This is a genomic window from Oceanispirochaeta crateris, assembly GCF_008329965.1.
GTDB lineage: Bacteria > Spirochaetota > Spirochaetia > DSM-2461 > DSM-2461 > Oceanispirochaeta > Oceanispirochaeta crateris.
The window spans coordinates 85,154-109,744 of record NZ_CP036150.1 but is presented as its reverse complement, the minus strand read 5'-3'; the positions used below and the strand labels follow the sequence as shown (position 1 = coordinate 109,744).

Genomic DNA, 24,591 nt, shown 5'->3' with positions numbered 1-24,591 from the left:
GTCTTCCTATTCCTGCAGAAATTCACGGGCGATCATTCCCCGGATTTGTCGATCATATCTTTGAAGCCTGGCCTCTAGACGATTATCATAAATAAGCCGACCGGTCTGATCTTTTAATATGACGCCGCAGTCATCGCTGTGTTTAAAAGAATGCTCATCAGGCTCATCAAAAGGAGCACATGAGAGAGTGACTTTTTTCCCGATCTGATCTTCCACAACCTGTTCGGCCTTCTTCAACAGCGTTGACGTCAGAAGAGAGAGAGTCCCCGGGGAAGCATGAATAACCACAGACTGTGAACCAAGGCCGATGGCAGCTTCGGAGATCCACCCGACAAGGAGATCTGCATACGCTGGAGACTCCGAATGTTCCCGGAATCGCTGCCGTACTTCCTTGAGAATCTGAGCATACAGACGTTCTTCTCTTTTAAAGTTTATCCTCCGCAGCTCCACAGACCGGGTGGATTCGGCGGCCTTGAGGATCTGCTGAGCCTGCTTCTTTCCTTTCAACTTTGATTCTTCTATGAGGCGGCTTTCGAGCATCTTTGCCGAAGCCAGTTTTTGTTCCTGATTTTTTAGGGCTTCATTTTTAAGCTGTTCTGATTCAATGCGGGCCTCTGAGCTGATGCCGCTTAATAATTCGGGTAAGGTATCATTCATATTTTAATTCCAATGGCAGCATTCACCATTTCCCTCAATCCGGGTTTTCCTTCCATCCTGCCATTCCTGTCTGGAATTTCGACGATGAGAGGAAACTGCATGGTAAACATATACTGATCAACCTGATGGCGTATGAGATCTGCAATGGCTTCGCTGATTATGATGATACCGATGTCTCTGTCTTCCAAAGCCTCTGAAAAAGCCAGGGCCGCTTCATTTTCATTTGTAGCAGTCCTGCCTCTTACGCCAACCATTTCAAAACCGAGAACAGTATCTTCATCTCCAATGATATAGTACTTCATGAGTATTCCTGGCTCTTAAACTTTTCCCAGGATCATCAAGGCCGTAATAAACCCAAAAACAACAAGTCCTTCTGCCAGGGCTATAAAAATAAGGGCCTGACCCGCAATTTCCGGTTTCTCGCCGATGGCTCCCATGGCTGCGGCTCCCACATTACTGATGGCGATTCCCGCTCCAATAGCTCCCATGCCGAAAGCGATAGCCGCGGCAATCAGCCCGAATTTCTGCACATCGGGAGAGACGGTAACAACCGTTGTGCTCTCTCCAGACTGAGCAAAGACACCACTGACTGAAAGCAAAAACAGAATGCCCATGATAACCAGCATAAACATCATTCTCATTGAAACCTGTTGTTTGAACTTCTTCTTTACATCCATTGAATATCCTCCTAGAAACGTTTGTTAATGGTGACAGGACTATAGGCCCTGCCGGAACCTGTAAAATACTTTGAAAAGAATTCATAATAATTAAGACGCAGCGATTGGATACCTGCGGAAAGTCCCTCAAGAGCAATGACAAGAACATTCCCCACAAAGAGGATCAGATAGGACCAGAGGGAGTATTCCCCTCCAGCACCGCCTGCCATCTGCGCCATTTGAAAAAAAGCGATCATCAGACTGACATGGGCAATACCGAGCCCGGCCACCCTCATAAAGGAGAGCGTGTTTGCCAGATAGCCTGAAAAGACCTCCAAAAGCTCAACAATCCATTCCATCAGCATGTTGAGTAAAAATGAGAGAGATATTTTATCTGTCTCTACCCCGGACTTCTTTGATAGGATCAAGAAAACAGGCTCCTTAAAGAGCAGTATCAGAGCCGGGATTCCAAAACCAGCGAGAAGGACAGCCTGACCGGGAAGGGTCTTATACTGATGTTCTGCAAAGTAAAAACCTGTGTATATACCGGTAGAATACATCCAGCCGCCCAACAGTCCCGCCTTATCAAAGACGAGCTTCATCCAATTCTTCTTTCTAAGAAGGTTGACCCAGTTTAAAATAAGACCTGTCCCTAAAACGGCAATACCAAAATAGATTGTGATCAGAAGGATGTCGTAAATGCTTTTGATACCTGGATTTTCACTGGAATGACCCGCAATGATGGCGTGATAATTAAACCACAAAGGAGGAAAGAGGGGATGCCCAAAATAGGAGCCAAAAAGAACACCAGTCACAATGGCCGACAAACCGCAGTATAGGATAAGGCTGGACAGCTTGAGAGAAGACTCTCTTGATTTCTTGAAGACAAATTTACCAATGAATCCAAGGATGACCAGGACCAGGCCATGGCCGGCATCTCCAAACATGAGACCGAACATCATCAGATAAAAAACAGCGACAAAGGGCGTTGGGTCTATTGTTCCGTATTCGGGGAGTGAAAAATTTTCCACAAGCATCTCAAAAGGCTTCAAGAATCCGGGGTTCTTCAACTGAACCGGGACGGCTACCCGCCCTTTTGTGTCTTCTGTTATGTCCACAGGATCATGCCATTCCAAAAAACATCGCTCCCCTGCAGCCTTGTATAACCCGGACTCCAATGATGATTTCAGCTCTGAGGGAAGCCATCCAGAAAACAGCATTGTACGGTCTGTCGCCGAAAAATAGGATTGAATACGGTAAAACAGTTCATTCACCGTCAACAGGGACCAATTCGACTGAAACCACTCCCGCCTGTCATCAATAAAAGTTTCATACTGGCGCCCTAAAGAGGCTTGCTGCTCTTTCAGGAGAGCTATCTGATTCTGCATATCCTTGAGCGCTTCTTCCTTGATATTCTGTTGGGAATTTGAGGCTATGGGAATTTCACTATCCATCCAGGCGGCGGCATCAAGAAGATATTGGACCTGTTTCCCGTCTTTTCTCAAAGAAATAACCAGCATGGAGGTCCGGTCCTGCTGCGTCCCAGTAATGAGAGAAACAGAGGGATAGGCCTTCAGTTTTTGCTCAAATGTAGAAACAGCATCGCTACGCATGGTACCGGTTTTTATTGTAAGAAAAGAGTATTCCGATGATTTACGGAGTCCCTGGGCACTGATGGACTCACTGCTCCCATAGAGGGATAGCTGACGGATCATATCTTCATACTTATGGATTTCCTGCTGAACAGTCCTCTGTTGTTCTCTGATTTTCTGGGAAGCCGTTGCAATCTCACCCAGTTTCTTTTCAATGTCATCCAGATTAAGGGGTTTGAGGTCATCTATGGATGCAGAGGAGTCTTTCCTGAATCCCGCTCTACCGGCTCCCATGATCATTTCGATTCGTCTCCGATTTTCAGTAATCCTGGCTGTTGAAACAGCGACTTGGACCGACTTCAAACGTGAATCTGATCCTCCACTCAACTCACTGACCCTGACAAAATCGAGAACCCCCTGTTTGAGCAGTTCTTTCGTGACAGCATCCGCATCTTTTTTGAGTACAACCGCAGTTAAATAGGTCATATTGGAAGTAAACATCATAATCCGCTTTTCATCCTGTCTTCCGGCAGCCCATAATTTATACCATTGAGTATGGAAACAAGCCGGTGAATATCATGTTTTTTTATAATGAAATAACTCATCATAATTCCGATTGAAAAAGGATCTCCCAAAAGAAGTTTTTTCACCTCTCTTTTCAGAATTTCCTCAAGGATGGACTCCATCAGCTCCATCCGCTTGTATATATCAGTCTGGGACTGATTTGTAAGGGCAGAAACTCCCTCATACCCGGCACCGAGCAGTGCAGGAAGCAATTCAGAATCATTTGAGCTGGTATAAAGGTTCAATAGAGTGTCCGGTTTGAGTCTGTGCCCCCCGGAAATAATATAATTTTGCATCTGCTGGGGAGTAAAATGATAAAAGAGCTTGAATCGGATCAAGCGTGTCATGTTTTCAAGGTCTATTTCCACCCCCACAAGCCTCATAACAATAGAACTATCACGGTCTGTTAGAGTTCTGCACTGGTCGATCAGGTTTTCATAAAACAGCATATCCAGATCTGACTCAAGAGAAAACAAAGACTGAGAATTTCTGATTTCATCAATATTTTTTTTTATGATTTTGAGAAATGGCGTGTTTTTCAAAGAGTCAAAAAGGCTTAAATCTTCACCGGAGGCGATGACGGCATCCTTATCGTAGGGTATTAGAAGAGCTTCCCTGAGGATATACCCCGTAGAGGTGGAAATATCCCGATTCCTAATCCATCGGTCAAACCAAAGCCTCATGATATTTTTAAAGTTTTCAACCTCGTATTGCATCACAAGAGCATTTACAAATTCCTGCAAATCCCTATCTACTAAATGGTGGATCTCCCGGTATAGGTTTATTTCCGATCTCATCAGCTCCAATTCACTCATTTTCAAATCGCCTGTCTGAGAATAAACGGCTTCGACCTGGGCAAAAGAGGTTTCCTTGAGGAGGAGCATGGCTTCACCAATATTCTGACTCTTCATGAGTCCGTCAAAGAAATCTTCTCCCAGAACAAGACTCAATCTGGTTTTTAACTTGGCATTGATAAAAGCATAGCGTTTTATGGGACGGGGCATAATCATTCTTCCCGCAGATATTCGGGGGTGGAGATATAATCGACAATCCCATTGACGACGTCTGATATTCTTTGATTTTTTTCAATAAAATAATTTTTGTCATCCAGTTCTGCATCGGCTAGAAATTTTTTATGATCATCTTCCACTTGACGGCGTGTCTCTTCAATGATGTTTTGAAGGACCTTGGAAGCCTGCTCTTTGGCCCGCCTATTAATCTCTTCAATTTCTTTGTCCGACGCCTGCTGAAGTGACTGTATCTCGGCTCTGGTATCGTCAAGAAGTTTTCTAGCCTGAGCCTCGGTTTCAAACACCTGGTTCACAATTTCATTCATAATGATTCACCTGCCTAACCCACACCTCATACTAATTGCTTGAAGCCCGGAAGGCAAATATTTTTTTATTAAAAGATGAAAATTTATCGATTTATTTTTGAGGGAAGAGTTCATTCATTACTGAAAGAATTCCTTATAAATCAGAAGACTTTTTACACTGACTATATACATATACTGTATATATTTAAAAAATACTTTCAAAAATATTTTTAGTCCAAAATTGGACAGTTATAGGTAAACAAAATTTTAGTAAACCTAAAGAATCCGTACTAAATTTGGATTATTTTATGTTGTTATCCATAAAAATTCATGTTACAAATCTTCAACGCCGAGCCGAAATCCCTAAACCGACCCAGAGCGACAAGGGACCAAAGCCGTTTGGGTTTGTCTGGAAACTGACGAGCCTCCCATTGTGGAAAGGCGGAGAACATCATCGTACCTTCAGGATCACTCAAAGATTCATTCAATTGAAGATTGGGAGACCCTTGAAATTGATCTCTCCTGCCTTCAATACCCTTCAGTTTTGTATATTTGGTGCCTGTCAGCAGTGCAGCAAGAAACAAAACGAAGCAACTTATTGGAGATATTTATGTCAACTAAATGGAAAATGCCTGCTCTTCTGCTGGCTCTATGTTTCACCCTGACTGCTGGACTGAGCGCCGAAGGTCAGTACGAAGAATCAACCCACATCAAACTGGCAACAACAACCAGTACGGAAAACACCGGCCTCCTGGCTGAACTTCTTCCTGCATTCAAGGAAAAGACCAATATTCAGGTAGATGTTATCGCCGTTGGAACAGGCAAGGCTATAGCCCACGGAGAAAATGGTGACGTGGATGTCATTCTTGTCCATGCCCGCAGTAAGGAAGACGCCTTTGTTGAAGCCGGTTACGGTGTGAATCGAAGGGATGTAATGCATAACGACTTTGTTATACTGGGACCCGATTCTGATCCTGCAGGGATCAAAGGCATGACCAGTGCTGCCGAAGCCCTCAGTGCCATTGCAGCGGCTCAACAGGACTTTTTATCCAGAGGAGACGATTCAGGAACTCATACCAAGGAGCTCAGTCTCTGGAATACAGCAGGTATGACCCCCTCCGGAACCTGGTATAAGGAAACCGGACAGGGCATGGGATCTGTACTAACAATGACCAATGAGATTCAGGGATATACCCTGACCGACAGAGGCACCTGGCTGGCAATGAAGGACAACCTGGATTTATCAGTCCTGGTAGAGGGAGACCCCGTCCTTTTTAACCCCTACGGTGTGATTGCCGTAAACCCTGACCTTCATGAACATGTAGACTACGAAGGTGCCATGTCCTTCATCACCTTCCTCACAGGACCCGAAGGCCAGTCCATTATCAGAGAATTTAAGAAGAATGGTGAACCCCTCTTCTATGCGGACGCTTTAAAATAAATGTCTGCCCTGGGAGAAGCGGTCAAACTGATATTATCGGGAGACAGTGAATTGTTTTCCATCTGCCTCAGATCTTTGCGTTTTTCGGCTTCTTCCATCGCATTAGCTTCTGTTATTGGGATTCCTCTGGGATTTCTTCTCAAACTGAAGTCTTTTCCCGGACGGAAGCTGATCCTTGTGATCGTCAACAGCCTGATGGCTCTGCCCACAGTGGTTGTTGGCCTGCTCATCTACTCTCTTATCAGCCGATCCGGCCCCTTTGGATCTATGGGTATGCTTTTTACACCCGCTGCGATCATACTGGGTCAGGTGATTTTGGTTCTGCCCATTGTGACCTCCATGGTTTATGGAAGTGTCTCAAATATGGACCCCCGCCTGCCAGAGACTCTCCAGACTCTTGGAGCCAATGGCATTCACTACACCTCCATGATGGTCAGCGAAATGAAGGGTCCCATCCTTTCGGCGGTGCTCGCCGGTTTCGGCAGAGCCATTGGAGAGGTAGGAGTGTCCATGATGCTCGGCGGCAATATCCGCTGGTACACCAGGACAATCACAACCACCATATCCCTACAAACAAGCAAAGGGGAATTTGAACTGGGGCTGGCTTTGGGAATAATTCTCATGATCATCGCCTTTACCCTGAATTTCCTCATCCATCTGGCAGTTCGCAATGAATAAGATCCTCTATAACATCAAAAACTTGGAATATTCCTATCCTCAAACAGCAGGAAGTCAGAAAAAAGCTCTGGACATTCCAGAACTGACAATCAGTAAAGGATTGGTTACCACCATCAGAGGCCATAACGGGTCGGGTAAGACGACTCTTCTCAAAATTTTGGCGGGCCTTATGAAGCCTCAAAAGGGTGAGATCATTCATGATGAAGGGTTGAGAGCTGTGCTGGTACAGCAGGAACCCTATCTCTTTCATAGTTCTGTCCATCAGAACCTGATGAGTCCACTACGATTTTTAAACATTCAAACAGAGAATGGAGAAGATCTTGTCAGGGAAAAACTGGCCCTCGTCGGTCTGGAGGGTTTTGAAAAACGAAAAGCCCGAAACCTATCGGGAGGAGAGATGAAACGGGTGGCCATAGCCAGGGCTCTGATGGCTTCTCCCGATGTGCTGCTCCTGGACGAACCCGATGGTAACATCGATAGTAAGACGTCGGGGGAGCTGGAAAAATTGATTCTCTCCCTGAAAGAAGAAGGCATCACCATCATTTTATGCTCTCATCACAAAGGTTTTGCCTACAGGACTTCAGATGTTCTTATCGATATGTATCAGGGTTCTCCCGTCTGTCATGATGAAAATATCTTCAAGGGAGAATACAGCTTTCAAGATGGTTTGCATTCCGACTTCAAAACCGGAGACTTCTGCTTCCGCTGTCCTTCCCATGAGGGAAACTACACAACCCTGGTAATCCCCCCGAGAGCATCTCCCTGACCAGAGAATCGAATGAAAACGATACGAGTAATCAGATCAAAGGAACACTGGTATCCATGGTTCCCTACAAGGAAGGATGGTTTACTCTAACCCTGGATTCCGGGATAACCCTGAAGGCAAGAACTAGCAGTACGGCCTTGACCTTGCTAAACTTGAATGTCGGTGATGAAGTGAATATTCTGTTCAATCCATCCTCTTTGAAATTATACTAATATCCCTTATTTAAGGATGAAATAAATGCTGAGTATAAAAGACATATTTTCTATTTTGGACTCTCAAAGTGTACGGATACAGAAGAAGGTTCTCCCCTTGAGTGATTCTCTGGGTGGATTTCTTTGCGAACCAGTGGTATCCACCATAGATTCTCCACCATTTGACAAGGCAGCCATGGATGGTTGGGCGATTTGCACCGGTGATGAAAAGGGTCCCTGGGTTGTGACAGAAACAGTAGCTGCAGGGGATGTAGCTAGACAGCCACTGAAACCCGGATTTTGCACGGCCATTATGACAGGAGCGAAGATCCCAGAGGAATGCGGCAAAATCATCCGCATAGAATATACCCGGCGTGAACACAACAAGATTTTCCTGGTAGAACAGGAACCCCTTGGAAATATTATTTTCAAGGGCGAGAACCATAAGACCGGTGAAAAAATACTCTCCCCCCGGCGGATATCTCCGGCGGATTTAGGAATTATGGCCTCCCTGGGACTGAAAGAGGTTCTAGTCTCCCTCCCGCCCCGCATTGGAATTGTCACCACAGGTTCAGAACTCAAAGAACCAGGAGAAATCCTCGAGGATGGGGAGATTTTCAACAGCAATGGCCCGCAACTCATGGCTCAGGCAAAGGAAGCAGGCTGCCCGGCCCGCTACTATGGCATCATTCCCGACGACGAGCAGAGTCTGTTCAAAACCATTGAGAAAGCAGTATCCGAAAATGATATCCTTATTTTATCCGGTGGGGTCTCCATGGGTGAATTTGATTTTGTACCGGGGACACTTGAAAAATTGGGCGTTAAAAAGAGTTTTCATAAAGCGGCGATCAAGCCTGGAAAACCCCTCTGGTTCGGCCGCAATGAGTCATGCTTTGTCTTTGGTCTGCCGGGAAATCCAGTGTCGACGTACATCCTCTTCGAGGTCTTCGTAAAACACCTGATTTACAAATTTTGCGGACTGGAATACAAACCGGAGATCTTGAGAGGCATCCTGGGGAAAACCATCAAGCGTAAAAACTGGGACCGTTCGGAATTCCTTCCTGTCCAATTCAGAGATGAAAAGATCTACCCCTTAGACTATCGCGGATCATCTCACCTCAATGCCATGGGTGATGCGGTGGGACTGATAATCGTGAATCAGGGAATTGAAGAAGTCAAGGAAGGGTCAATCGTTCATGCTAGATTCCTATAAAAGAGACATCACCTATCTGCGCATATCCGTGACAGACCGCTGCAATCTACGCTGCCTCTACTGCATGCCCGAAGTGGGGATTGAAAAAAAAGACCACCAGGATTGTATGAGCTTTGAAGAAATCGCAGCCGTTGCCCGTGAAGCGGTCTCTCTGGGAATCACCAAGATCCGTCTCACAGGGGGAGAACCCCTTGTCCGAAAGGGGATCATTCAGCTGGTATCCATGCTATCGGAAATAGAAGGACTCAAACTGCTGGGCATGACAACAAATGGTCATTTTCTGGAACAGTATGCCCCGGACCTGAAGAAGGCGGGACTGTCCAGCCTTAATATATCACTGGATACACTGGACCCCCATCGTTATGCTCATTTGACTCGGGGAGGAGATATTTCCAGAGTCATCAAGGGTATCGAGGCGGCCCTCGCTGTTGGTTTCCCCGTTAAGCTGAATATGGTTATCTCATCAGAGACCACTCAAACCGAAATGGATCAAATGAAGGCCTACTGCTCAGAAAAAGGCATTGAATTGCAGAAAATCAGAGAGTACTCCCTGAAGGAAGATAAGTTTCAAAACGAAGAAATCATCTACCAACGTCCTCCTCCCTGCGAACAGTGCAACCGGATAAGATTACTATCCAGCGGACGGATCAAACCCTGCCTCCACTCAGATCAGGAAATAGTCCTAAACGCAAACAACATCAGGTCTTCTCTTGTAGAAGCCATACAAAATAAACCCCGCTGCGGTAGCAGCTGTTCCACCAGAAACATGGTGGAGATTGGAGGATAACAAATGAAACTCTCCCATATTGATGACAATGGTCAGGCCAGAATGGTCGATGTTTCTGCCAAGCCTGTCATTCACAGAACCGCGACGGCAACAGCTAAGATATTTTGTGCCCCCGAGACAATGGCCCTCATTCAGGACAATCAGATACAAAAAGGCGATGTCCTGACAACGGCCAACATTGCCGGCGTCATCGCTGCCAAACAGACGTCGTCCCTCATTCCTTTGTGTCATAATATTTCCATGGATCAGGTCGTTTTAGAACTACAAATAGAAGAAGATGGGGTCAGGATAACTGCCAAAACGGTTTGTACCGATAAAACGGGAATCGAAATGGAAGCCCTCACAGCAGTATCTGTAGCGGCACTCACTGTTTACGACATGTGCAAGGCCGTAGACAAGAAGATGATGATTGGAGACATACAGCTCCTTGAAAAGACGAAATCTCACAGATAATAACGCCAAATGGTTAGGATGACTGCTCTGCAAGCTCGAAGGAATCAATATGAATACTGAAAAACACTTTAAAATACTCTCTCTGAATATCTCTGAAAAGAAGGGAGAACAGAAGCATCCGGTGGAAAGCATGGAGCTGAAGGTGGACCACGGGATTGTGGGTGACGCCCACGCCGGGAACTGGCACAGACAAATTTCCATGTTGGCCAATGAAGATGTTCAGACCATGCAGGGAAAGGGTATTGAACTTGGATTTGGAGATTTTGCCGAAAATTTAACCACCGAAGGCATAGACCTGAGTCTGCTCCCCATAGGCACTCGCCTGCAATTGGGAGAGTGTGAGGTAGAAGTAACACAGATAGGCAAGGAGTGCCATCACGGATGCGCCGTCTTTCAAATAGTAGGAGACTGTGTGATGCCCCGCAAGGGAATCTTTGTCAAAGTTCTCAAGGGAGGAATGATCAACCGTGACAGTGACTGTTATTACCGCTAGTGATAGGGCCAGCCGTGGTGAGTACGAAGACCTCTCGGGAGCCGTCATAGAATCGATCCTCCTGGAAGCCTACCCGGAATGTCGGATAAACAGAGTCATCGTTCCTGATGAGGCCGTGGCCATCCGCAAGGCACTGGATGAGAATCTGGGAGATGATTATATCCTCACCACGGGTGGTACCGGCATATCCCCCCGGGATGTGACTCCCGATGTTAGCCGTGAGTTTTGTGATTCAGAACTACCGGGAATCGCCGAAATTCTCCGTTTTGAATCCTACAAGGAGACCCCTCAAGCCATGCTTTCCAGAGGGTATGCGGGTCTTAAAAATCAGACGATTGTCGTGAATTTCCCCGGCTCAGTCAAAGCCGTCAGGCTCTGTACCAGAGTCCTTATCCCGATCATGGATCACAGTGGAAAAATGTTCAGGGGAGAAGGTCATTGAATAAATTGGAAGGGATGAAGCTTCTGTCTTCTTGGTGGATAGACTGTCTAAAATACATGACCCCTTCAGAAATATTCATAATTTAGGAATATATCCTATGACAGATGAAGATTTCGGGTATAATTTTCACGGGAATCTAAATCTATAACACATCAGGAGGCCTCCCATGGCAACCGTATCCGGTATCTATATAAAAAAAAGCAAACAGGAACAAAGAGAAGAAATTCAAGAAGGTTTTTTCAAGGCCGATTTTGGTCTGGAAGGGGATGTCAATTCGGGTCCAGGCCCTAGACAGGTTTGCCTCCTTCGCAGAGAAGACAGAATTGAAGTGGATGGCGACAGCCGAAACGGCCTCTGCTTCAGCCGCTTTAATGAGACCCTGCAGATAGAGGGATTAAATCTTGAAGACTTGAAAAAAGATGCAAAAATTCGTGTCGGCCATGCCCTTTTAAGGGTAGCCTCCTGCGGTAAAAAATGCTGGCCGGACTGCGAAATTGTCAAGAGCAAATCATCCTGTTCCCTGACAAAAACGGCTCGTTTTATGACTGTTCAGGAATCTGGAATCATCAAAAAGGACGACTCAGTAACTCTCCTCTAAGACCTTCAGAATCTCTTCATATCCCAGATCGACCGGATTATAAACGATGGATGCATCCCCCATGGTGGTCAGAGCAATCCGAGGGAACTGCTCTTTTGAAACAAGGGGGACTCCCTCCCTGTTCAGGAGATGACTGAATCGTTCCGGATGACGACCTCCTGTTTTTTCCCGGAGGATATGATTCATGGTTCTGATAATCTGAATCGTCATCTCCGCCCTATCCTCCGCCGCTGTATTTTCGAGGATATCAGGATCTGCCAATGCTCCCAGGAGATCCGAGAGAAGTGGTTCTATAGGCGTAAAATTATATTCCAGAGCATAGGGCAACAGGATAGACATACAGCTTCCGTGGGGAACATGACACAAAGCCCCCACGGAGTGGCCAATGGAATGAACCATCCCCACCATGGAGTTGGAAAAGGCCTGCCCTGCCAAGGATGATGCAATGGCCAGCTGCAGCCTGTGTTCCCGATTCTGAGGATCATCCACCCCGGGGATAAGATGATCCCGGATCAACTCAATGGCGGTCCAGGCCATTTGATCACTCAGAGGATTTTTCCCAAGACAGGTAAAGGCTTCCACCGCATGGGACAGGGCATCCATACCAGTAATGGATGTCAGAAAAGAAGGTAAGGAGGTCGTGAGCCGGCTATCCAGAATGGCGAAATCCGGCTGCAGATTGGTAGAAACATAGAGGATTTTCCGCTCCAGCACATCATCGGCTATGACAGCCACTTTTGTTACTTCCGAACCTGTCCCGGAAGTGGTTGGTATGGTAAAAAACGGAGTCTCTAAACGGGGAATCCGGCCGGATCCGGCCCATTCACTCAAGTCGTCTGCTCCCAGGGACACATTCAGGTACACCCCCTTCCCCGTATCTAAAACCGACCCTCCCCCCAATGCAATAAGGCCATCTCTGTTCTGCCGGGTATGCAAGGAAGAGATATCATTGACCACACGGGAACTGGAATCGGCGGGAATGTCATCGAACAACTCATATTCGATGGAACCCAGAACCTCGATGACCATGTTCAAAAGACCGGCAGCAACGATCCCCTTATCTGTGAGAATCAGCGGCCGGAACACTCCTCTATCCCGGAGGATACGGGGAAGATTTTCCAGGGATTCATGACCGCTGTAGAGCCTGGTACGGCAGCTGTAGGAGAAGGCCCGAGGCAGATTCAAGGGACCTGGCATGCGGGCTACTCCAGATGTAACAGCCGAGGCGTAGGTTCTGAAAAAATTATCGACCACTGACCCTTCGCGAATAAAAAGGTGGTCTATGACCAGAAAATCAACTCCATAATCGGTAACAGCACTGTCCATTTCGGCTAAATGAGAGGGACTTAAGGGAATGATTGCCTTGGAACGGGGATCTGAGGCATATTTCATGACCAAATCCCTCCCGCCTGCGAGGATCAGAAAATCGGATTTTTCACTGGGAGACGCCGAGGTCAGCTCCAGAGACTGAACAAAACCGGGAGCCAATTGACGGGCGGCCCGGAGGGCCTTCTTCATGAGAGACACTTCTGTGAGAACAGTGGGACAGGCAACGTTCAGAAGAGCCAATTCGGAGGCAAGCTGTGCGATCATACCCCTGCCATACAGGATGGTTCCCGCCGGTTTAAAATATTTTTCATCTGTTTTATTCATTTGACTGGCACCCACTTCTTAACGGCTTTTTCGGCGATAAAACGGGGCAAAAGGAGAATTTCGACCTTATCCATAAAGCGGATAAACGTACAGGTATGGGGCAGTTCTCCCTCTACGCTCAAGCGCCCGTTTGCCTCGCTCTGACAGGTACTTTCCTGAAAGGAAAAGAGAAGCCAGGCAGCTTCTATACTTTTTAAACTGACTCTCATATCCACCCTTTCTGTTTTCCCCGACTTTTTAAGGCCCCTGCCTCTACGGCGGAATGTTACAGAGGGTCCGCAGGGCCAGACTCCTAAACTGAAGGAAAATCCTTCGGGGAAAGTGACGACCTCTTCTTGAACCGATTTTTTCCGGCAGGCAACAGCAGGAATGAACCAGCCCAGTACTGCCAGAACGATTCGGCAATACAATGTCTTAAAGAAGCGCCCCGAAGGGCGGACTGTTATGCTGCGGCTTTTCCCGCGGGAAGTATCCATAATTTTCTGAAGATCACCATCACTGGGTCCTCCCGTGGAATCATATCCACGTTTTCTATGGTACTGAGTCACCATTTTTTCAATAGGGACCACCGTATTCTTACCGGTATAGGCCGTTTCTTTTTCCTTTAGAAACCTGGCAGGCAGAGTATCATCAGCGGCCTTCAGCCCCATTTGAACATCCATCCAGCGTTCCAGTTTATTGATCCGCTCACCTGCCTTTAGGAATTGCCACTTATTCATCCTGATGCCGGTGATGGACCAGAAGAAACGACTTAGAAGACTCCAGTTCATGAGTGACATGGCTATTTTCGGCAGGGTGATGGTAGCGATTTTCAAAAGGAATCGAGGAAGATACTTGGGGATGACCGGTTCGGTGAGGATTCCGTAAATCGTGAACTGACAGAGCTGCAGAGAGTTGACCCCACTGTATATGTCTTCCATGAAAATAACCCAGTCTGCTTTTCCAAGTGTTGTATGGGGAGGCATATAGCCCATGAGCTGCTCCAGTCCAATCAGGTAAGACCCCAAATGACAACCGCCTTTGTTATGCACGGCATAGCTCAGCCCCTGCCCCCAGGCGGCTCTGGGATCATAGGCCGCAATCTCAATGCCTTTCACATGAATGGCAAATTCCTGGCCGCCGTACTGCTCACTCAGAATTTTAGACCCCTTGGCCAGTTCGGCCTCGGCTCCTTTCCCCGAGGCGATTTGGCGCAATACCGCCTCGATATTGTCGGTCCTGCCAAACTGGAGTTCCGTCTCTCTGAGTCCCTTTTCTCCTGCTTCCATGGCCCAGGCTATGGTCCCCCCAGCCGAAATGGTATCCATTCCCAGTTCATTCAGAACCTCATTCCACCGGCCAATAAGATCACTGTCAAAATTATGGATATTACTGCCGAACATTCCTGCTGTTTCATATTCGGGAATCTGCCTGAAGACACCATCGGGATAATGTCCCTTATGGCCGCAAAGGATGGAACAGTGACGGCAGGTGGAGTGGCGGGTTGTGTATTTTTCCGCCATAGCTTCTCCGCTGATTTGTTCTGTATCGGGATGAAAACGGTCTCTGAAGTTCCGAACGGGAGAAAACCCATGCTGAATGCCAGGCCGGGTATTGGCATTGGTTCCGTAGAGTCTCATTCTATGACTCATTTGATTCCGCAATATATATTTTTTGGCTTTGCGGACTGTGTCTGAAAACTGTTTCTGAAGAACCGGCTCATACTTGACTTCTTTGCCCCGGGCAACAATGGCCTTGAGATTCTTGGCTCCCATGACGGCCCCGATGCCACCCCGCCCGGCAAAACGATGTCCAGAACAAATGTTGGCATATAGAACCCGGTTTTCACCGGCGGGACCGATGACGGCGGCTCCCTCCTTGGGTGTCAGCTCCAATGACTCTTGAACTTCATGAGTCCCCTGACCCCACAGATGATGGGCCGGTTCGAATTGAACACCATCTTTGGCAATCCTCAGACAAAGTGGCCCCTCTGCCCTACCGGAAATAATGACACCGTCCCATCCGGCAGTTTTGCAGGCCTCTCCGAAGTATCCTCCGCAGGAGGACCCCACGATTAAACCGGTCTGAGGAGATTTTGTCAGCACTTCAAAACGCCCCGTACAAGACGCTCCGGATGAAAGCATGACTCCCATGGAAAAGATGATTATATTTTCGGGGCCGAAAGGATCGATTCCTGCCAACTCTTCTTTAGCAAACCGGTCATAAAAGATTTTAAGAGCCAGCCCCTTCCCTCCCAGATAAGATGTCAGATCTTCTGTGGTCACCGTATAAACAGACCAGGTTTCCGTGGTTAGATCAATGTCCAGGTAACGGTTGGATGTCCCCTTAATGACTCGCATGGGGAACCTCCATGGTGATGGCAGCAAACTGACAATTATCGAAGCACCAGCCACAGGAGATACAAGTTTCTGGAGAAGCCAAAACCGCATAATTTTCTGTTAAAGGCAGTGTCTCATCCTTCATGGCCAAGGCACCCACAGGGCAGGCAACAACACAGTTTTCACAGGCATAGCAGCGCTCTTGGCTGATTTGCGGCTGGAGCCAATCGGCCCTCTTGAGCCTGAAAACAATGTCTCCCTGTTCCGTTCTCACCGCATTCTTGGGACAAACCCGTCCGCAGGAACCACAGTCAATGCAGAGCTTGCTGTCAATAATATGAATGGTTTTCATCTCTCCTGAAATTGCCTGAGTCGGACAAATCCTCTTACAGGCACCACAGCCAATACAACCGGATACAATATGGTGAGCCACATGAACCTCCTGTGTTTTTACTAAACTGAGGACCTGTTTATTCTAATATGGGAAATTCGGAAGCGCAATGTAAATAAAAAACAACCGTCCGTTGATCAGTCCAACGCGACAACTCTGAAAACCCTACCAGGGCAGCTTTGATTCCCTTCTGATCTGAATATGATCGACCATGCCTTGTCCCCGGTGGTTGAGAAGGAAGAGAATCCACTGGGCGATCTCGTCGGGCTGAATCAACTCTTCCTGGTTTATATCGGGTCTGACACGAGTAACCATATCGGTGGCGACTCCTCCGGGACTGATCACATGAACACGGAACCCCTGATCCTGAAGCTCCCGGGCCATGGACTTACTAAAGCCGATGAGAGCATGTTTACTGGCGCTGTAGGCAGACTGGAGAGGATAGCCCTGAGTGGACACCACGGATGCAATATTCACAATGGTCTTCAAAGAAGAACCGGTCATCAGAGGGAGCAGTTGCTGACTCAGAAAATAGGGACTCCTGGCATTGACCGTCATGATCCTGTCCCAATCCTCTGTAGTAGTGTCTCCCACCGGAGCAGACAGGGCCTGACCAGCATTGTTAATCAGCACATCCAGGATAGAGATGTGACGCTTGACCTCAGAGGCCAACTGAAAGACGGCATCTTGATTTGAAAAATCCGCAGTTAAACAGAGAGCATTCCCTCCTGCAGACCGGATAATAGAGGCGGTCTCCTCCAGAGAGGAACTGTTCCGGCCAGTGAGAAGAACAAAGGCTCCTTCCGAAGCCAGGGTGACCGCGACGAAACGCCCGATGCCCCGGGAAGCCCCGGTGATCAATATATTTTTTCCTGTAAGATCTTGCTTATCCATTATAGACTCCCTTTACATCAGTGGAATGGCGTAAATATAGACTCCGCCATAAAAAAAAGCACTTCCCGCCACAACAAACAGGTGCCAGACGGCATGATAATAGGGCATTTTTTTTGCGGCATAAAACAGGGTTCCGACCGTATAGGACAGTCCACCACCCAGAATCCAGGCACCCACCTGAGAAGGCAGAACCTGTTTAAGATCCTTAACATAAAACACGATCAGCCAGCCCATGAGCAGATAGATGATGGTATGAAGCGGTTTGACCTTGGACCAGAATACAAGTTTGAAGACTGTGCCCAGAACAACGATAGACCAGACAGTATACAAAAGAGGAAGTCCTCTCTCCGGAGGCAGAACCAGGCAGAAAGGGGTATAGGTTCCAGCGATGAGAATGTAAATATTCACATGGTCAAGAATCCTCAAAAACCTCTTAAGATTGGATGGTTTTACAAAGTGATAAACAGAGGATGAGGTGTAGGTCAGAATCATGGATATGCCGAATATAGCTGTACCGATTATGGCAGCTCTGTTCCCGGATGGGATGATCCGGAGCTGCAAGGCAACAAGACCGATCAGGGAGAGCAAGGCTCCCAAGGCATGCGTAATACCGTTCATCCGCTCTTCCTGAGGGGAATCATTTGAATGAAGAGTAATGTGAGTCTCAAGCCAAGTGGAAAAAAAAGACATAGGAATCCTCCGATACGTGCATTTTATAGAAAGGCGTCTGGGCTTGTACAGTATCGCAGGCATAGTGAAAATGTACTGAATTTGCAAAAGAGAGCCTTCTAGCAATGAGAAGGCCCTCTTTTAGTAATTATAGATCATGGCCACCAATCGTACCGCTCCCAAAAGGAGTAACAGGAGGCTCGTTTTAACCACTTTTTTCAGTTCTTTCTCCCGATGCTCTTTACTGATAGTCTCTTTCCAGGGGAAGCTGATGACTCCCAGACCGATCAGAAGTCCCCCTATCCCAAGAAAAAATGAGATGATCACAACCCACCGGCCACTGTCCATTTAAACTCCCAAAGATACTGTGTCCCTCCTTCTTCCCAAAGGAGTCCTGTCAAAAATTAATAAGAATTCATCCTTGTTGTTTGTCCATCCAGGATATCAACCAAGACGCTGTTCATTTCATCGTCTCTTGTATTGTCCTTCCAGATGTACTTAACAACACCTCCCGGTACAGTTTCGGCAATCCACCAGTCAGATTGAAGGTCTATGGGATGTTCCTTATCCGTGTCATCCTTCACTTCTGAAACCATATGTTCCGCCTTGAAAGTTCCAGCGGGTACGGTTATTTTTTCTTCGCCTTTGCTGACCTGTATGTATTCATAATTATTATAGCTCTCATACTCTTCCTCAGAAATATCCCCTTCAACTTCCTCGGGATACTCTTCATCAGAAAGAGTCATCTCTTCATCTTCTGCCATCTCATCCTCTACTTCGGGGATGTACTCCACAATTTCACCTGTTTCTGGATCTTTAAACCGAATCTTAAGAAATTCCGATTCTGCATTCACAAGATACTCATATACCATTGTGTCTTCTTGAGCCTCAACCTCCAGACGCCACCAGGAACTGTTGTCACCCAGATCCTTCAAAAAGACCCGTTCATATTCGGTACTGTTCAGACTTCCGTCATCTCCTTTAGTGGTATACCTCCAGCGGAGTCCCTGTCCCTCTGCAAAACCTGTTTCGTAACTGTATCCCCCATAGAATGCATATGAAAAATACAAAGCATAGAATTGGAGAGCCTGCATTTCCACTGCCAGATCATTCAATCCCAGAGAAGAAGCTATTGAATCCCCTAATTTATCGCCCAGTGAAAAATCACTTCCCTCAGGAAGAGTAAGGCAGGAACCGAACATTAACATCAGTATCAGCAGAAATGGTAGAACTATTTTTTTCATATGGGAACTCCTTTCAATGTAAAACTAAAACAACTGTTTTCTATTATAATTCAAAGGGCCACTTCTGTCTTTGCCGCAGTAAAGGATTTTAAAAAAATGAGGAGAAAAGAGCTGATTATCAAAGGTATGAGAAAGAGAATCAGGGCTGTAGAATATCCTATATGGTCAATTAGAAGCCCAAAGAGTGCAGGACTCAGGGAAGATGTAATGGTCATGGCGCCCATAAGAATCCCAAAGACTTCTCCCTTCCCCAAAGATTTCCCCATACGCCCAATCAGGAGATTCTGATTGATGATACATGCGGAAGCGAAACATCCGAAGAGGCTGACGGGAACAAAATAAAACCAACCTGGTAGCTCCATTGAGAAAAAGAGAAGGGAAGGAATGATTAAGATTGTTCCTGTAATCAGAATGATAAATGAGTTGAATTTATCCGAAATTCTGCCGGCGATAAGAGAACCGGCGAGCCCTCCAGCGAAATAAAAGGCCGTAACATATGAGGCGCGATCGCCTTGGTAGCCCAGGAAACTGACAAAGATTGTGGGAAGAAAATTAAGAACTGCCGTGACACTAAAGACACGAAAGATGACGCTGAGTAAGAGGATTGAGAATCCGAAGACACTGCCCCTGGTGGATTTAGCCCCTTTTTGCTCCTGGTCCTTTATTTTTTCAGGAATGGATGTTCCCAAGAGATATTGAAGACCAACAATCATAGCCGGTATCGCTGTGAGAACAAGGATTCCCCGCACTCCGATTTTATTCAATAAAAAACCATTGACGAGAAACATGAGTAAAATGGCTCCTGTTCCGAATCCTTCATAAAGACCCATGACCTGTCCCTTGTTGTTGGGATAGTGATCATCAATAACAGCATACATGACAGGATGGAATGTACTGACCCCGACGGCAGTGATGGAGATGAACACTAAAAAAAGGGTCAAAGAAGGGGCAAACCCGGAAGAAGCCAAACCCAGGGATGCCAAAATAAATCCATAGCCTAGGATTTTTTTTCTGGAAATCCTATCAGACAGTTTACCTACCACAAAAGAAAACAGTGCCAGAACCGCAAGGTACATCGTCAGGATTCCTCCTGCCTGAGAAAAATTCAATTCATATCTGACAAGAAGGGCAGGCAGAACTAAGGGAAGGATAAACCAGAAAAGATCGTTGGCACTGTGGCCCAAAAACTTTGCATTCATAGACATGGTGTATACCAATACACTTAAATAGTCAAAACACCCCAAAAAAATAATCTAATTTCGATACTCATAATAGCCCTAATGACTTACGTTCCATCGGAATATCGATATAATCAAAGTAAATTATAAGCTTACTCAGGATTCCAATAAGATATTGAGAGGACATAAATGACTGCAAAGAATATCACTGACAGAATTATTCAAATTATATTGTTACTGCTAATTGCCGGAGGAATTACCGTCATGATCAGCCTGAACCTAAAGGCCGACGATCAGGAAGCCGGTCGAGGAGCTCCTCCCGGAGCCACTTCTTCCAGCCGTCCCCAGACTCCTGCAGCAGGCGGGGATGGACAGAGCCCTCGGCAAGGAAGCTCCACCAGAAACTCCATTGCCGTAGAAACCTATACGGTTCAAAAAACAGATGTAAGTCAATATATTAAGGTCAATGGCGATGTCACTGTAGAGACAACCGTTGAAATTTATTCCGATACAAACGGCAAGTTGGTCTCGTCCATGATCAGCCTGGGAGATACCATACAAAAAGGCGAACTCATCGCCTCGGTGGACCCCTCCTTACCCGGTCAGAACTACAGCATCAGTGCTGTGAGATCCACCATTTCCGGAACGGTCATTAGCCTTCCATTACAAGTGGGAGCAAAGGTAAGTACATCCACTCCCATCGCGACCATAGGCGACCTGGAGGATCTGGTCATCCTGACCTATATACCCGAACGTTTTATTTCGGCCTTAAAAGAGGGGCTCTCCGCAGATGTCAGCTTCGATGCCTTCCCGGATGAAGTATTCCAGGCCAGAATATCCGAGATTAACCCTGTGATGGATGTGAACACCAGAACCCTGTCTGTCAAACTGGTACTCACCAGAAAAGATAAACGCATCCGTCCGGGGATGTTTGCAACAATGAAACTCATTACCAGAGAAAGCAAGGATACGATCGCCGTACCGGCTCAAGCCGTTCTGTCCTACTACGGAGAATCCATGGTGTATGTCATGGATGAAAATGACCTGGCACAACGCCGGATCGTCGAAATGGGTCTGATCTCGGATGAGCAAATTGAGATTATCAAAGGCCTAAATGTAGGAGACAGAGTCATCGTCCAGGGACTGAATAAACTCACAGAAGGAACCCCGGTCAGACAGGTTGAGGTCAATCTATGAATATAACAGAACTCTCTGTAAAAAGACCCGTAACCATTCTGATCCTCACGGCACTGTTAACCGGTCTGGCGGCCTTTATGGTTCCCGACCTTGCGGTGGATCTCTACCCGTCGGTGAGTCCTCCCTATATCTCCGTGTCTACCAGTTTCAGTGGTGCGGGCCCCCTGGAAGTGGAAGAAAGCGTCACCCGGCTGCTGGAAAAGCAACTATCTAATGTCACAGGGCTCATTAGTCTGAACTCAACATCGAGCGAAGGCAACAGCCGGATCTCCATGGAATTTGATTACAGCACGGACCTGGATGATGCTACAAACGATGTAAGAGACTCCCTTGAACGAGTGTCACGGTCTCTTCCCGATGATGCCGGATCACCGGCCATCTTCAAATTCAACCTTGCCAACCGGGCGATTATGACCCTCATCGTTCAGGGAGAAGAAACGCCAGATAAGCTGAAAACTCTGGCAGAGGATACGGTTCAGCCCCTTTTAGAGCGTCTGGAAGGCGTTTCCTCGGCGGATGTACGGGGTGGAAACACCAAGATCATCAAAGTAGATGTTTCCCAGAGCCGTCTAGAGGCTTATAACCTGACACTATCACAACTGTCTTCGGCTCTATCTGCCCGGAACATTCAATCCGGTGCAGGATCTGTCAGCAAGGACGGGTTGGAATACACCCTCCGGGTTGATGAAAAATTCAAGGTCCTTGAGGATATAAGACGTACAGTCATTGCCACACTGAACTCAGATGAAACCACAAGTTCAATAAACCGTTCCAGGGTTGTCCGTCTCGAAGACATTGCCGATGTCTACGAGGCCAATCAAGATGTCAGCTCCATCGTCTATGTAAACGGTAGCCCCTCCATATCACTGTCGATTCAGAATGAGTCAGGCAGTAATGTTGTTCAGGTTGCAGATACCATAATCAATGCTCTACCAGAGATCAACCAAGAGCTTCCAGAAGGTATATCGCTCTCTATTCTCTATGATAATACCACTATGATCCGCAATACTCTTGGCCAGGTTTATAAGGCTGCCCTGCAGGGGGCTATACTGGCTATGCTTGTCCTTTTCTTCTTTCTCAGAAATATCAAGAGTACTCTCATAATTGGTCTGTCTATTCCGATCGCCCTACTGATTACGATGATGGGGATGTATTTTTTTGATCTCACTCTAAACATGATCAGCCTCACAGGACTCATCCTTGGACTGGGTATGATTGTGGATAACTCCATAGTCATTCTGGAAAACATTTATCATTACCGTGAGAGGGGAGCCAAATTGGAACCGTCCGCGATTCTGGGCTCCCGAGAAATGGTCACAGCCATCGTCGCCTCCACCATGACGACCCTCTGCGTATTCATCCCTCTGATCATTTGGAAGGATAACCTGGAGATGATGGGACAGATGTTTGAAGACATGATTTTTACAGTTGTTCTCTCATTGATCATTTCACTTGTTACGGCCCTCACCCTGGTTCCAGCCTTGAGCAGTCATTACCTCAAACTCGATTCGAGAGTACAGAAACCACTTAAAAACAGAGTCCTGATTCTCCTGGACAACAAACTCGAAAAGTTCCTTGTGGCGATAGAGAAGGGATACCGCAGAGCCCTCGTTTTTGCCCTGGGCAATAAAGCCCTCATATTGACCCTTGTACTGGTCATCATGGTGATTTCCTTCCAGCTTTTCGGAACTCTGGGAATGAATCTACAGCCCCGTCCCCGAACGGATGACAGCGTCAGAATCAGTCTAACTATGCCCGTGGGGACCTCACTGGAACGGACTGAATTGTTCATTCAAGAGATGAGACAGATCGTGGAAGATGAGGTTGAAGGGTATGAAAACCTCATCCTCAATATAGGATCATCAGGGGGCGGTGGAAGCAATAGCTACACGGGTTCAATCGAAATAACCCTGCCTCCAGTGGGTCATCAGATAGATACACCCAGTGATATTCAGAATAAGATAAGACCCTATCTAAACCAATTTCCAGAAGCCACTTTTGCCTTCTCGGCCGGACGCTGGATGCGGACCAGTTCTGCCGTGGATATTGAGATATATTCAAACGACCTGGATCTTGCCAGCAAGACAGCTCTGGAGATCAGGGACCTTCTCAAGGAGAATCTCCCTCAGGTAGAAGATCCTATCTCATCCATGGAAGACGGGGGACCGGAATACCGGATACTCATCGATACGGACAGAGCATCCGCTCTGGGCTTGGACAGCAGCACGGTAGCCTCTACAATCAAGAACCTTGTGGATGGGCAGACTCCTACAACCTTTTGGAAAAACGGAACAGAGATGGATGTTCTGGTGCAATTGAATTCTGAAAACAGAAGCTCCCTGAGCGATCTGGAGTCACAATATATCCGAGGTGCTTCAGGTCAGCGGATATCTCTAACAAATGTAGCCCGTCTTGTGGAGACTATCGGCCCCAAGAGTATCAACCGTGAAAATGAAACGAGAGTACTCCATGTTACGGCAGGACTGGCGGAGGGTGTGGCTGTCACCGCCATCCAGCCTCTCATCGAGAATCTTCTGGAAACGGCCTATATAGTTCCTGAAGGAGTTAGAATATCCTACGGAGGCGAGGCCAAAGAGATCGAACGTTTCAGTTCTCCCCTTATGGTGATCATCATTGTGGCAGTCATCATGGTTTTTGCCGTAATGGCCAGCCTCTTTGAATCTCTTGTAGACCCGCTAATCATATTCTTCTCAATTCCGCTACTACTCATCGGAGTCGTTCTGGTATACAAGATTACAGGAGAAGCCTTCAGCATCATCTCTGCAGTAGGGATTGTCGTCCTGGCCGGAATTGTCGTGAATAACGGCATTGTGCTGGTGGACTACACGAATCTTCTCCGTCACAGAGGAGCCGATGTGACAGAAGCCGTTCTAAATGCGGGTCAAAGCCGTCTCAGACCAATCTTGATGACTAGCCTCACCACCATCCTGGGTATGGTTCCCATGGGATTCTTCCCAGGAGAGGGAACAGAATTCATCCGCCCCTTAGGTCAAACCATTGTGGGGGGCCTGGCGGTGAGCACCCTGATAACCCTCTTTGTAACTCCCGTAATGTACAGCCTTCTGAACAGCCACCGAAAGGTAAAGATGCCCCGGCGAATGAGAAAGAAAGTAGACATCGAAGTTCAAGGATAATCTTCATTTAATTATCTGACCGGGAGTTTAGACTCCCGGTCTGTGA

At 47.0% G+C, this 24,591-nt stretch carries 26 protein-coding genes and 1 riboswitch; of the genes, 12 read left to right on the top strand and 14 right to left on the bottom strand.

Features of this window, described 5'->3' with window-relative positions; genetic code table 11:
• Positions 1-6 precede the first annotated feature (6 nt).
• Genes EXM22_RS00450 through EXM22_RS00425 form a run of 6 tightly spaced genes read right to left on the bottom strand, consistent with a single transcriptional unit; the run spans position 7 to position 4,805 of the window.
• Positions 7-657: a V-type ATP synthase subunit E gene (locus EXM22_RS00450; protein ID WP_149484616.1), complete on the bottom strand. Its 651-nt coding sequence runs from the start codon at positions 655-657 to the stop codon at positions 7-9.
• Positions 654-959 carry a V-type ATP synthase subunit F gene (locus EXM22_RS00445; RefSeq protein WP_149484615.1) on the bottom strand — a complete coding sequence of 102 codons (306 nt, stop codon included), beginning with the start codon at positions 957-959 and terminating at the stop codon, positions 654-656. Before EXM22_RS00445 ends, EXM22_RS00450 begins: the two co-directional genes overlap by 4 nt.
• Before the next feature lie 15 nt (positions 960-974).
• A complete protein-coding gene (locus EXM22_RS00440) occupies positions 975-1,334 on the bottom strand; it encodes an ATP synthase subunit C (protein ID WP_246157048.1) in 360 nt (119 codons plus the stop codon).
• 11 nt (positions 1,335-1,345) lie between these two features.
• Positions 1,346-3,409: a V-type ATP synthase subunit I gene (locus tag EXM22_RS00435; RefSeq protein ID WP_149484614.1), complete on the bottom strand. Its 2,064-nt coding sequence runs from the start codon at positions 3,407-3,409 to the stop codon at positions 1,346-1,348.
• Complete coding sequence (locus EXM22_RS00430; RefSeq protein ID WP_168203259.1) at positions 3,406-4,473, bottom strand: V0D/AC39 family V-type ATPase subunit; 1,068 nt, start codon at positions 4,471-4,473, stop codon at positions 3,406-3,408. The genes EXM22_RS00435 and EXM22_RS00430 overlap by 4 nt, the downstream gene beginning before the upstream one ends.
• Positions 4,474-4,475: 2 nt before the next feature.
• Complete coding sequence (locus EXM22_RS00425; protein WP_149484612.1) at positions 4,476-4,805, bottom strand: hypothetical protein; 330 nt, start codon at positions 4,803-4,805, stop codon at positions 4,476-4,478.
• Positions 4,806-5,119: 314 nt separating this feature from the next.
• Positions 5,120-5,244, top strand: a riboswitch (molybdenum cofactor riboswitch).
• 150 nt (positions 5,245-5,394) lie between these two features.
• Here EXM22_RS00425 and EXM22_RS00420 point away from each other — a divergent pair.
• The 10 genes from EXM22_RS00420 to EXM22_RS00380 all read left to right on the top strand — a co-directional run bounded on the left by EXM22_RS00420 (position 5,395) and on the right by EXM22_RS00380 (position 11,846).
• Positions 5,395-6,225, top strand: a complete 831-nt coding sequence (locus EXM22_RS00420; RefSeq protein ID WP_210411527.1) for an ABC transporter substrate-binding protein — start codon at positions 5,395-5,397, stop codon at positions 6,223-6,225.
• A complete protein-coding gene (locus tag EXM22_RS00415; protein WP_149484611.1) occupies positions 6,226-6,903 on the top strand; it encodes an ABC transporter permease in 678 nt (225 codons plus the stop codon).
• Positions 6,896-7,669 (top strand): energy-coupling factor ABC transporter ATP-binding protein, encoded by a 774-nt coding sequence (locus EXM22_RS00410; RefSeq protein WP_149484610.1) that lies wholly within the window; start codon positions 6,896-6,898, stop codon positions 7,667-7,669. Before EXM22_RS00415 ends, EXM22_RS00410 begins: the two co-directional genes overlap by 8 nt.
• A 56-nt stretch (positions 7,670-7,725) precedes the next feature.
• A complete protein-coding gene (locus tag EXM22_RS18160; protein ID WP_168203258.1) occupies positions 7,726-7,881 on the top strand; it encodes a hypothetical protein in 156 nt (51 codons plus the stop codon).
• Between the two features lie 25 nt (positions 7,882-7,906).
• Positions 7,907-9,073 carry a molybdopterin molybdotransferase MoeA gene (locus EXM22_RS00405; RefSeq protein WP_149484609.1) on the top strand — a complete coding sequence of 389 codons (1,167 nt, stop codon included), beginning with the start codon at positions 7,907-7,909 and terminating at the stop codon, positions 9,071-9,073.
• Positions 9,057-9,860 carry a GTP 3',8-cyclase MoaA gene (locus tag EXM22_RS00400; RefSeq protein ID WP_149484608.1) on the top strand — a complete coding sequence of 268 codons (804 nt, stop codon included), beginning with the start codon at positions 9,057-9,059 and terminating at the stop codon, positions 9,858-9,860. Before EXM22_RS00405 ends, EXM22_RS00400 begins: the two co-directional genes overlap by 17 nt.
• Positions 9,861-9,863: 3 nt before the next feature.
• Entirely contained in the window at positions 9,864-10,313 is a 450-nt protein-coding gene (gene moaC, locus EXM22_RS00395; protein WP_149484607.1) for a cyclic pyranopterin monophosphate synthase MoaC, read from the top strand.
• A 49-nt stretch (positions 10,314-10,362) separates the two neighbouring features.
• Positions 10,363-10,806: an MOSC domain-containing protein gene (locus EXM22_RS00390; protein ID WP_149484606.1), complete on the top strand. Its 444-nt coding sequence runs from the start codon at positions 10,363-10,365 to the stop codon at positions 10,804-10,806.
• Complete coding sequence (locus tag EXM22_RS00385) at positions 10,781-11,248, top strand: MogA/MoaB family molybdenum cofactor biosynthesis protein (protein ID WP_149484605.1); 468 nt, start codon at positions 10,781-10,783, stop codon at positions 11,246-11,248. The genes EXM22_RS00390 and EXM22_RS00385 overlap by 26 nt, the downstream gene beginning before the upstream one ends.
• A gap of 166 nt (positions 11,249-11,414) precedes the next feature.
• Positions 11,415-11,846, top strand: a complete 432-nt coding sequence (locus tag EXM22_RS00380; protein ID WP_149484604.1) for a hypothetical protein — start codon at positions 11,415-11,417, stop codon at positions 11,844-11,846.
• Here EXM22_RS00380 and EXM22_RS00375 read toward each other — a convergent pair.
• The 8 genes from EXM22_RS00375 to EXM22_RS00340 form a co-directional block, all read right to left on the bottom strand.
• Positions 11,829-13,499: an iron-containing alcohol dehydrogenase gene (locus tag EXM22_RS00375; RefSeq protein ID WP_149484603.1), complete on the bottom strand. Its 1,671-nt coding sequence runs from the start codon at positions 13,497-13,499 to the stop codon at positions 11,829-11,831. The genes EXM22_RS00380 and EXM22_RS00375 overlap by 18 nt on opposite strands.
• On the bottom strand, positions 13,496-15,838 hold the full coding sequence (locus EXM22_RS00370; RefSeq protein ID WP_168203257.1) for an aldehyde ferredoxin oxidoreductase family protein: 2,343 nt from the start codon (positions 15,836-15,838) through the stop codon (positions 13,496-13,498). The genes EXM22_RS00375 and EXM22_RS00370 overlap by 4 nt, the downstream gene beginning before the upstream one ends.
• Entirely contained in the window at positions 15,825-16,250 is a 426-nt protein-coding gene (locus tag EXM22_RS00365; RefSeq protein ID WP_149484601.1) for a 4Fe-4S binding protein, read from the bottom strand. Before EXM22_RS00365 ends, EXM22_RS00370 begins: the two co-directional genes overlap by 14 nt.
• Before the next feature lie 123 nt (positions 16,251-16,373).
• Complete coding sequence (locus tag EXM22_RS00360) at positions 16,374-17,102, bottom strand: SDR family NAD(P)-dependent oxidoreductase (protein ID WP_149484600.1); 729 nt, start codon at positions 17,100-17,102, stop codon at positions 16,374-16,376.
• A gap of 12 nt (positions 17,103-17,114) precedes the next feature.
• A complete protein-coding gene (gene trhA, locus EXM22_RS00355) occupies positions 17,115-17,720 on the bottom strand; it encodes a PAQR family membrane homeostasis protein TrhA (RefSeq protein ID WP_246157047.1) in 606 nt (201 codons plus the stop codon).
• A gap of 192 nt (positions 17,721-17,912) precedes the next feature.
• On the bottom strand, positions 17,913-18,119 hold the full coding sequence (locus EXM22_RS00350; RefSeq protein ID WP_149484598.1) for a hypothetical protein: 207 nt from the start codon (positions 18,117-18,119) through the stop codon (positions 17,913-17,915).
• A gap of 56 nt (positions 18,120-18,175) precedes the next feature.
• Positions 18,176-19,015: a hypothetical protein gene (locus EXM22_RS00345; RefSeq protein ID WP_149484597.1), complete on the bottom strand. Its 840-nt coding sequence runs from the start codon at positions 19,013-19,015 to the stop codon at positions 18,176-18,178.
• 50 nt (positions 19,016-19,065) lie between these two features.
• On the bottom strand, positions 19,066-20,214 hold the full coding sequence (locus EXM22_RS00340) for an MFS transporter (RefSeq protein ID WP_168203256.1): 1,149 nt from the start codon (positions 20,212-20,214) through the stop codon (positions 19,066-19,068).
• A 168-nt stretch (positions 20,215-20,382) separates the two neighbouring features.
• Here EXM22_RS00340 and EXM22_RS00335 point away from each other — a divergent pair, with 168 nt between their 5' ends.
• A complete protein-coding gene (locus EXM22_RS00335) occupies positions 20,383-21,390 on the top strand; it encodes an efflux RND transporter periplasmic adaptor subunit (protein WP_149484595.1) in 1,008 nt (335 codons plus the stop codon).
• Positions 21,387-24,545, top strand: a complete 3,159-nt coding sequence (locus EXM22_RS00330; protein WP_149484594.1) for an efflux RND transporter permease subunit — start codon at positions 21,387-21,389, stop codon at positions 24,543-24,545. The genes EXM22_RS00335 and EXM22_RS00330 overlap by 4 nt, the downstream gene beginning before the upstream one ends.
• Positions 24,546-24,591 lie beyond the last annotated feature (46 nt).

What these genes read in the sequence shown, in the direction of transcription:
- EXM22_RS00420 (WP_210411527.1), top strand. Translation starts at nt 5,395, where the DNA reads ATGTCAACTAAATGGAAAATGCCTGCTCTTCTGCTGGCTCTATGTTTC.
- EXM22_RS00380 (WP_149484604.1), top strand. Translation starts at nt 11,415, where the DNA reads ATGGCAACCGTATCCGGTATCTATATAAAAAAAAGCAAACAGGAACAA.
- EXM22_RS00330 (WP_149484594.1), top strand. Translation starts at nt 21,387, where the DNA reads ATGAATATAACAGAACTCTCTGTAAAAAGACCCGTAACCATTCTGATC.
- EXM22_RS00440 (WP_246157048.1), bottom strand. Translation starts at nt 1,334, where the DNA reads ATGGATGTAAAGAAGAAGTTCAAACAACAGGTTTCAATGAGAATGATG.
- EXM22_RS00370 (WP_168203257.1), bottom strand. Translation starts at nt 15,838, where the DNA reads ATGCGAGTCATTAAGGGGACATCCAACCGTTACCTGGACATTGATCTA.
- EXM22_RS00450 (WP_149484616.1), bottom strand. Translation starts at nt 657, where the DNA reads ATGAATGATACCTTACCCGAATTATTAAGCGGCATCAGCTCAGAGGCC.
- EXM22_RS00405 (WP_149484609.1), top strand. Translation starts at nt 7,907, where the DNA reads ATGCTGAGTATAAAAGACATATTTTCTATTTTGGACTCTCAAAGTGTA.
- EXM22_RS00345 (WP_149484597.1), bottom strand. Translation starts at nt 19,015, where the DNA reads ATGAAAAAAATAGTTCTACCATTTCTGCTGATACTGATGTTAATGTTC.
- EXM22_RS00360 (WP_149484600.1), bottom strand. Translation starts at nt 17,102, where the DNA reads ATGGATAAGCAAGATCTTACAGGAAAAAATATATTGATCACCGGGGCT.
- EXM22_RS00335 (WP_149484595.1), top strand. Translation starts at nt 20,383, where the DNA reads ATGACTGCAAAGAATATCACTGACAGAATTATTCAAATTATATTGTTA.
- EXM22_RS00415 (WP_149484611.1), top strand. Translation starts at nt 6,226, where the DNA reads ATGTCTGCCCTGGGAGAAGCGGTCAAACTGATATTATCGGGAGACAGT.
- EXM22_RS00410 (WP_149484610.1), top strand. Translation starts at nt 6,896, where the DNA reads ATGAATAAGATCCTCTATAACATCAAAAACTTGGAATATTCCTATCCT.
- EXM22_RS00430 (WP_168203259.1), bottom strand. Translation starts at nt 4,473, where the DNA reads ATGCCCCGTCCCATAAAACGCTATGCTTTTATCAATGCCAAGTTAAAA.
- moaC (WP_149484607.1), top strand. Translation starts at nt 9,864, where the DNA reads ATGAAACTCTCCCATATTGATGACAATGGTCAGGCCAGAATGGTCGAT.
- EXM22_RS00350 (WP_149484598.1), bottom strand. Translation starts at nt 18,119, where the DNA reads ATGGACAGTGGCCGGTGGGTTGTGATCATCTCATTTTTTCTTGGGATA.
- EXM22_RS00445 (WP_149484615.1), bottom strand. Translation starts at nt 959, where the DNA reads ATGAAGTACTATATCATTGGAGATGAAGATACTGTTCTCGGTTTTGAA.
- EXM22_RS00340 (WP_168203256.1), bottom strand. Translation starts at nt 20,214, where the DNA reads ATGAATGCAAAGTTTTTGGGCCACAGTGCCAACGATCTTTTCTGGTTT.
- EXM22_RS00435 (WP_149484614.1), bottom strand. Translation starts at nt 3,409, where the DNA reads ATGATGTTTACTTCCAATATGACCTATTTAACTGCGGTTGTACTCAAA.
- EXM22_RS18160 (WP_168203258.1), top strand. Translation starts at nt 7,726, where the DNA reads ATGGTTCCCTACAAGGAAGGATGGTTTACTCTAACCCTGGATTCCGGG.
- trhA (WP_246157047.1), bottom strand. Translation starts at nt 17,720, where the DNA reads ATGAACGGTATTACGCATGCCTTGGGAGCCTTGCTCTCCCTGATCGGT.
- EXM22_RS00425 (WP_149484612.1), bottom strand. Translation starts at nt 4,805, where the DNA reads ATGAATGAAATTGTGAACCAGGTGTTTGAAACCGAGGCTCAGGCTAGA.
- EXM22_RS00375 (WP_149484603.1), bottom strand. Translation starts at nt 13,499, where the DNA reads ATGAATAAAACAGATGAAAAATATTTTAAACCGGCGGGAACCATCCTG.
- EXM22_RS00390 (WP_149484606.1), top strand. Translation starts at nt 10,363, where the DNA reads ATGAATACTGAAAAACACTTTAAAATACTCTCTCTGAATATCTCTGAA.
- EXM22_RS00400 (WP_149484608.1), top strand. Translation starts at nt 9,057, where the DNA reads ATGCTAGATTCCTATAAAAGAGACATCACCTATCTGCGCATATCCGTG.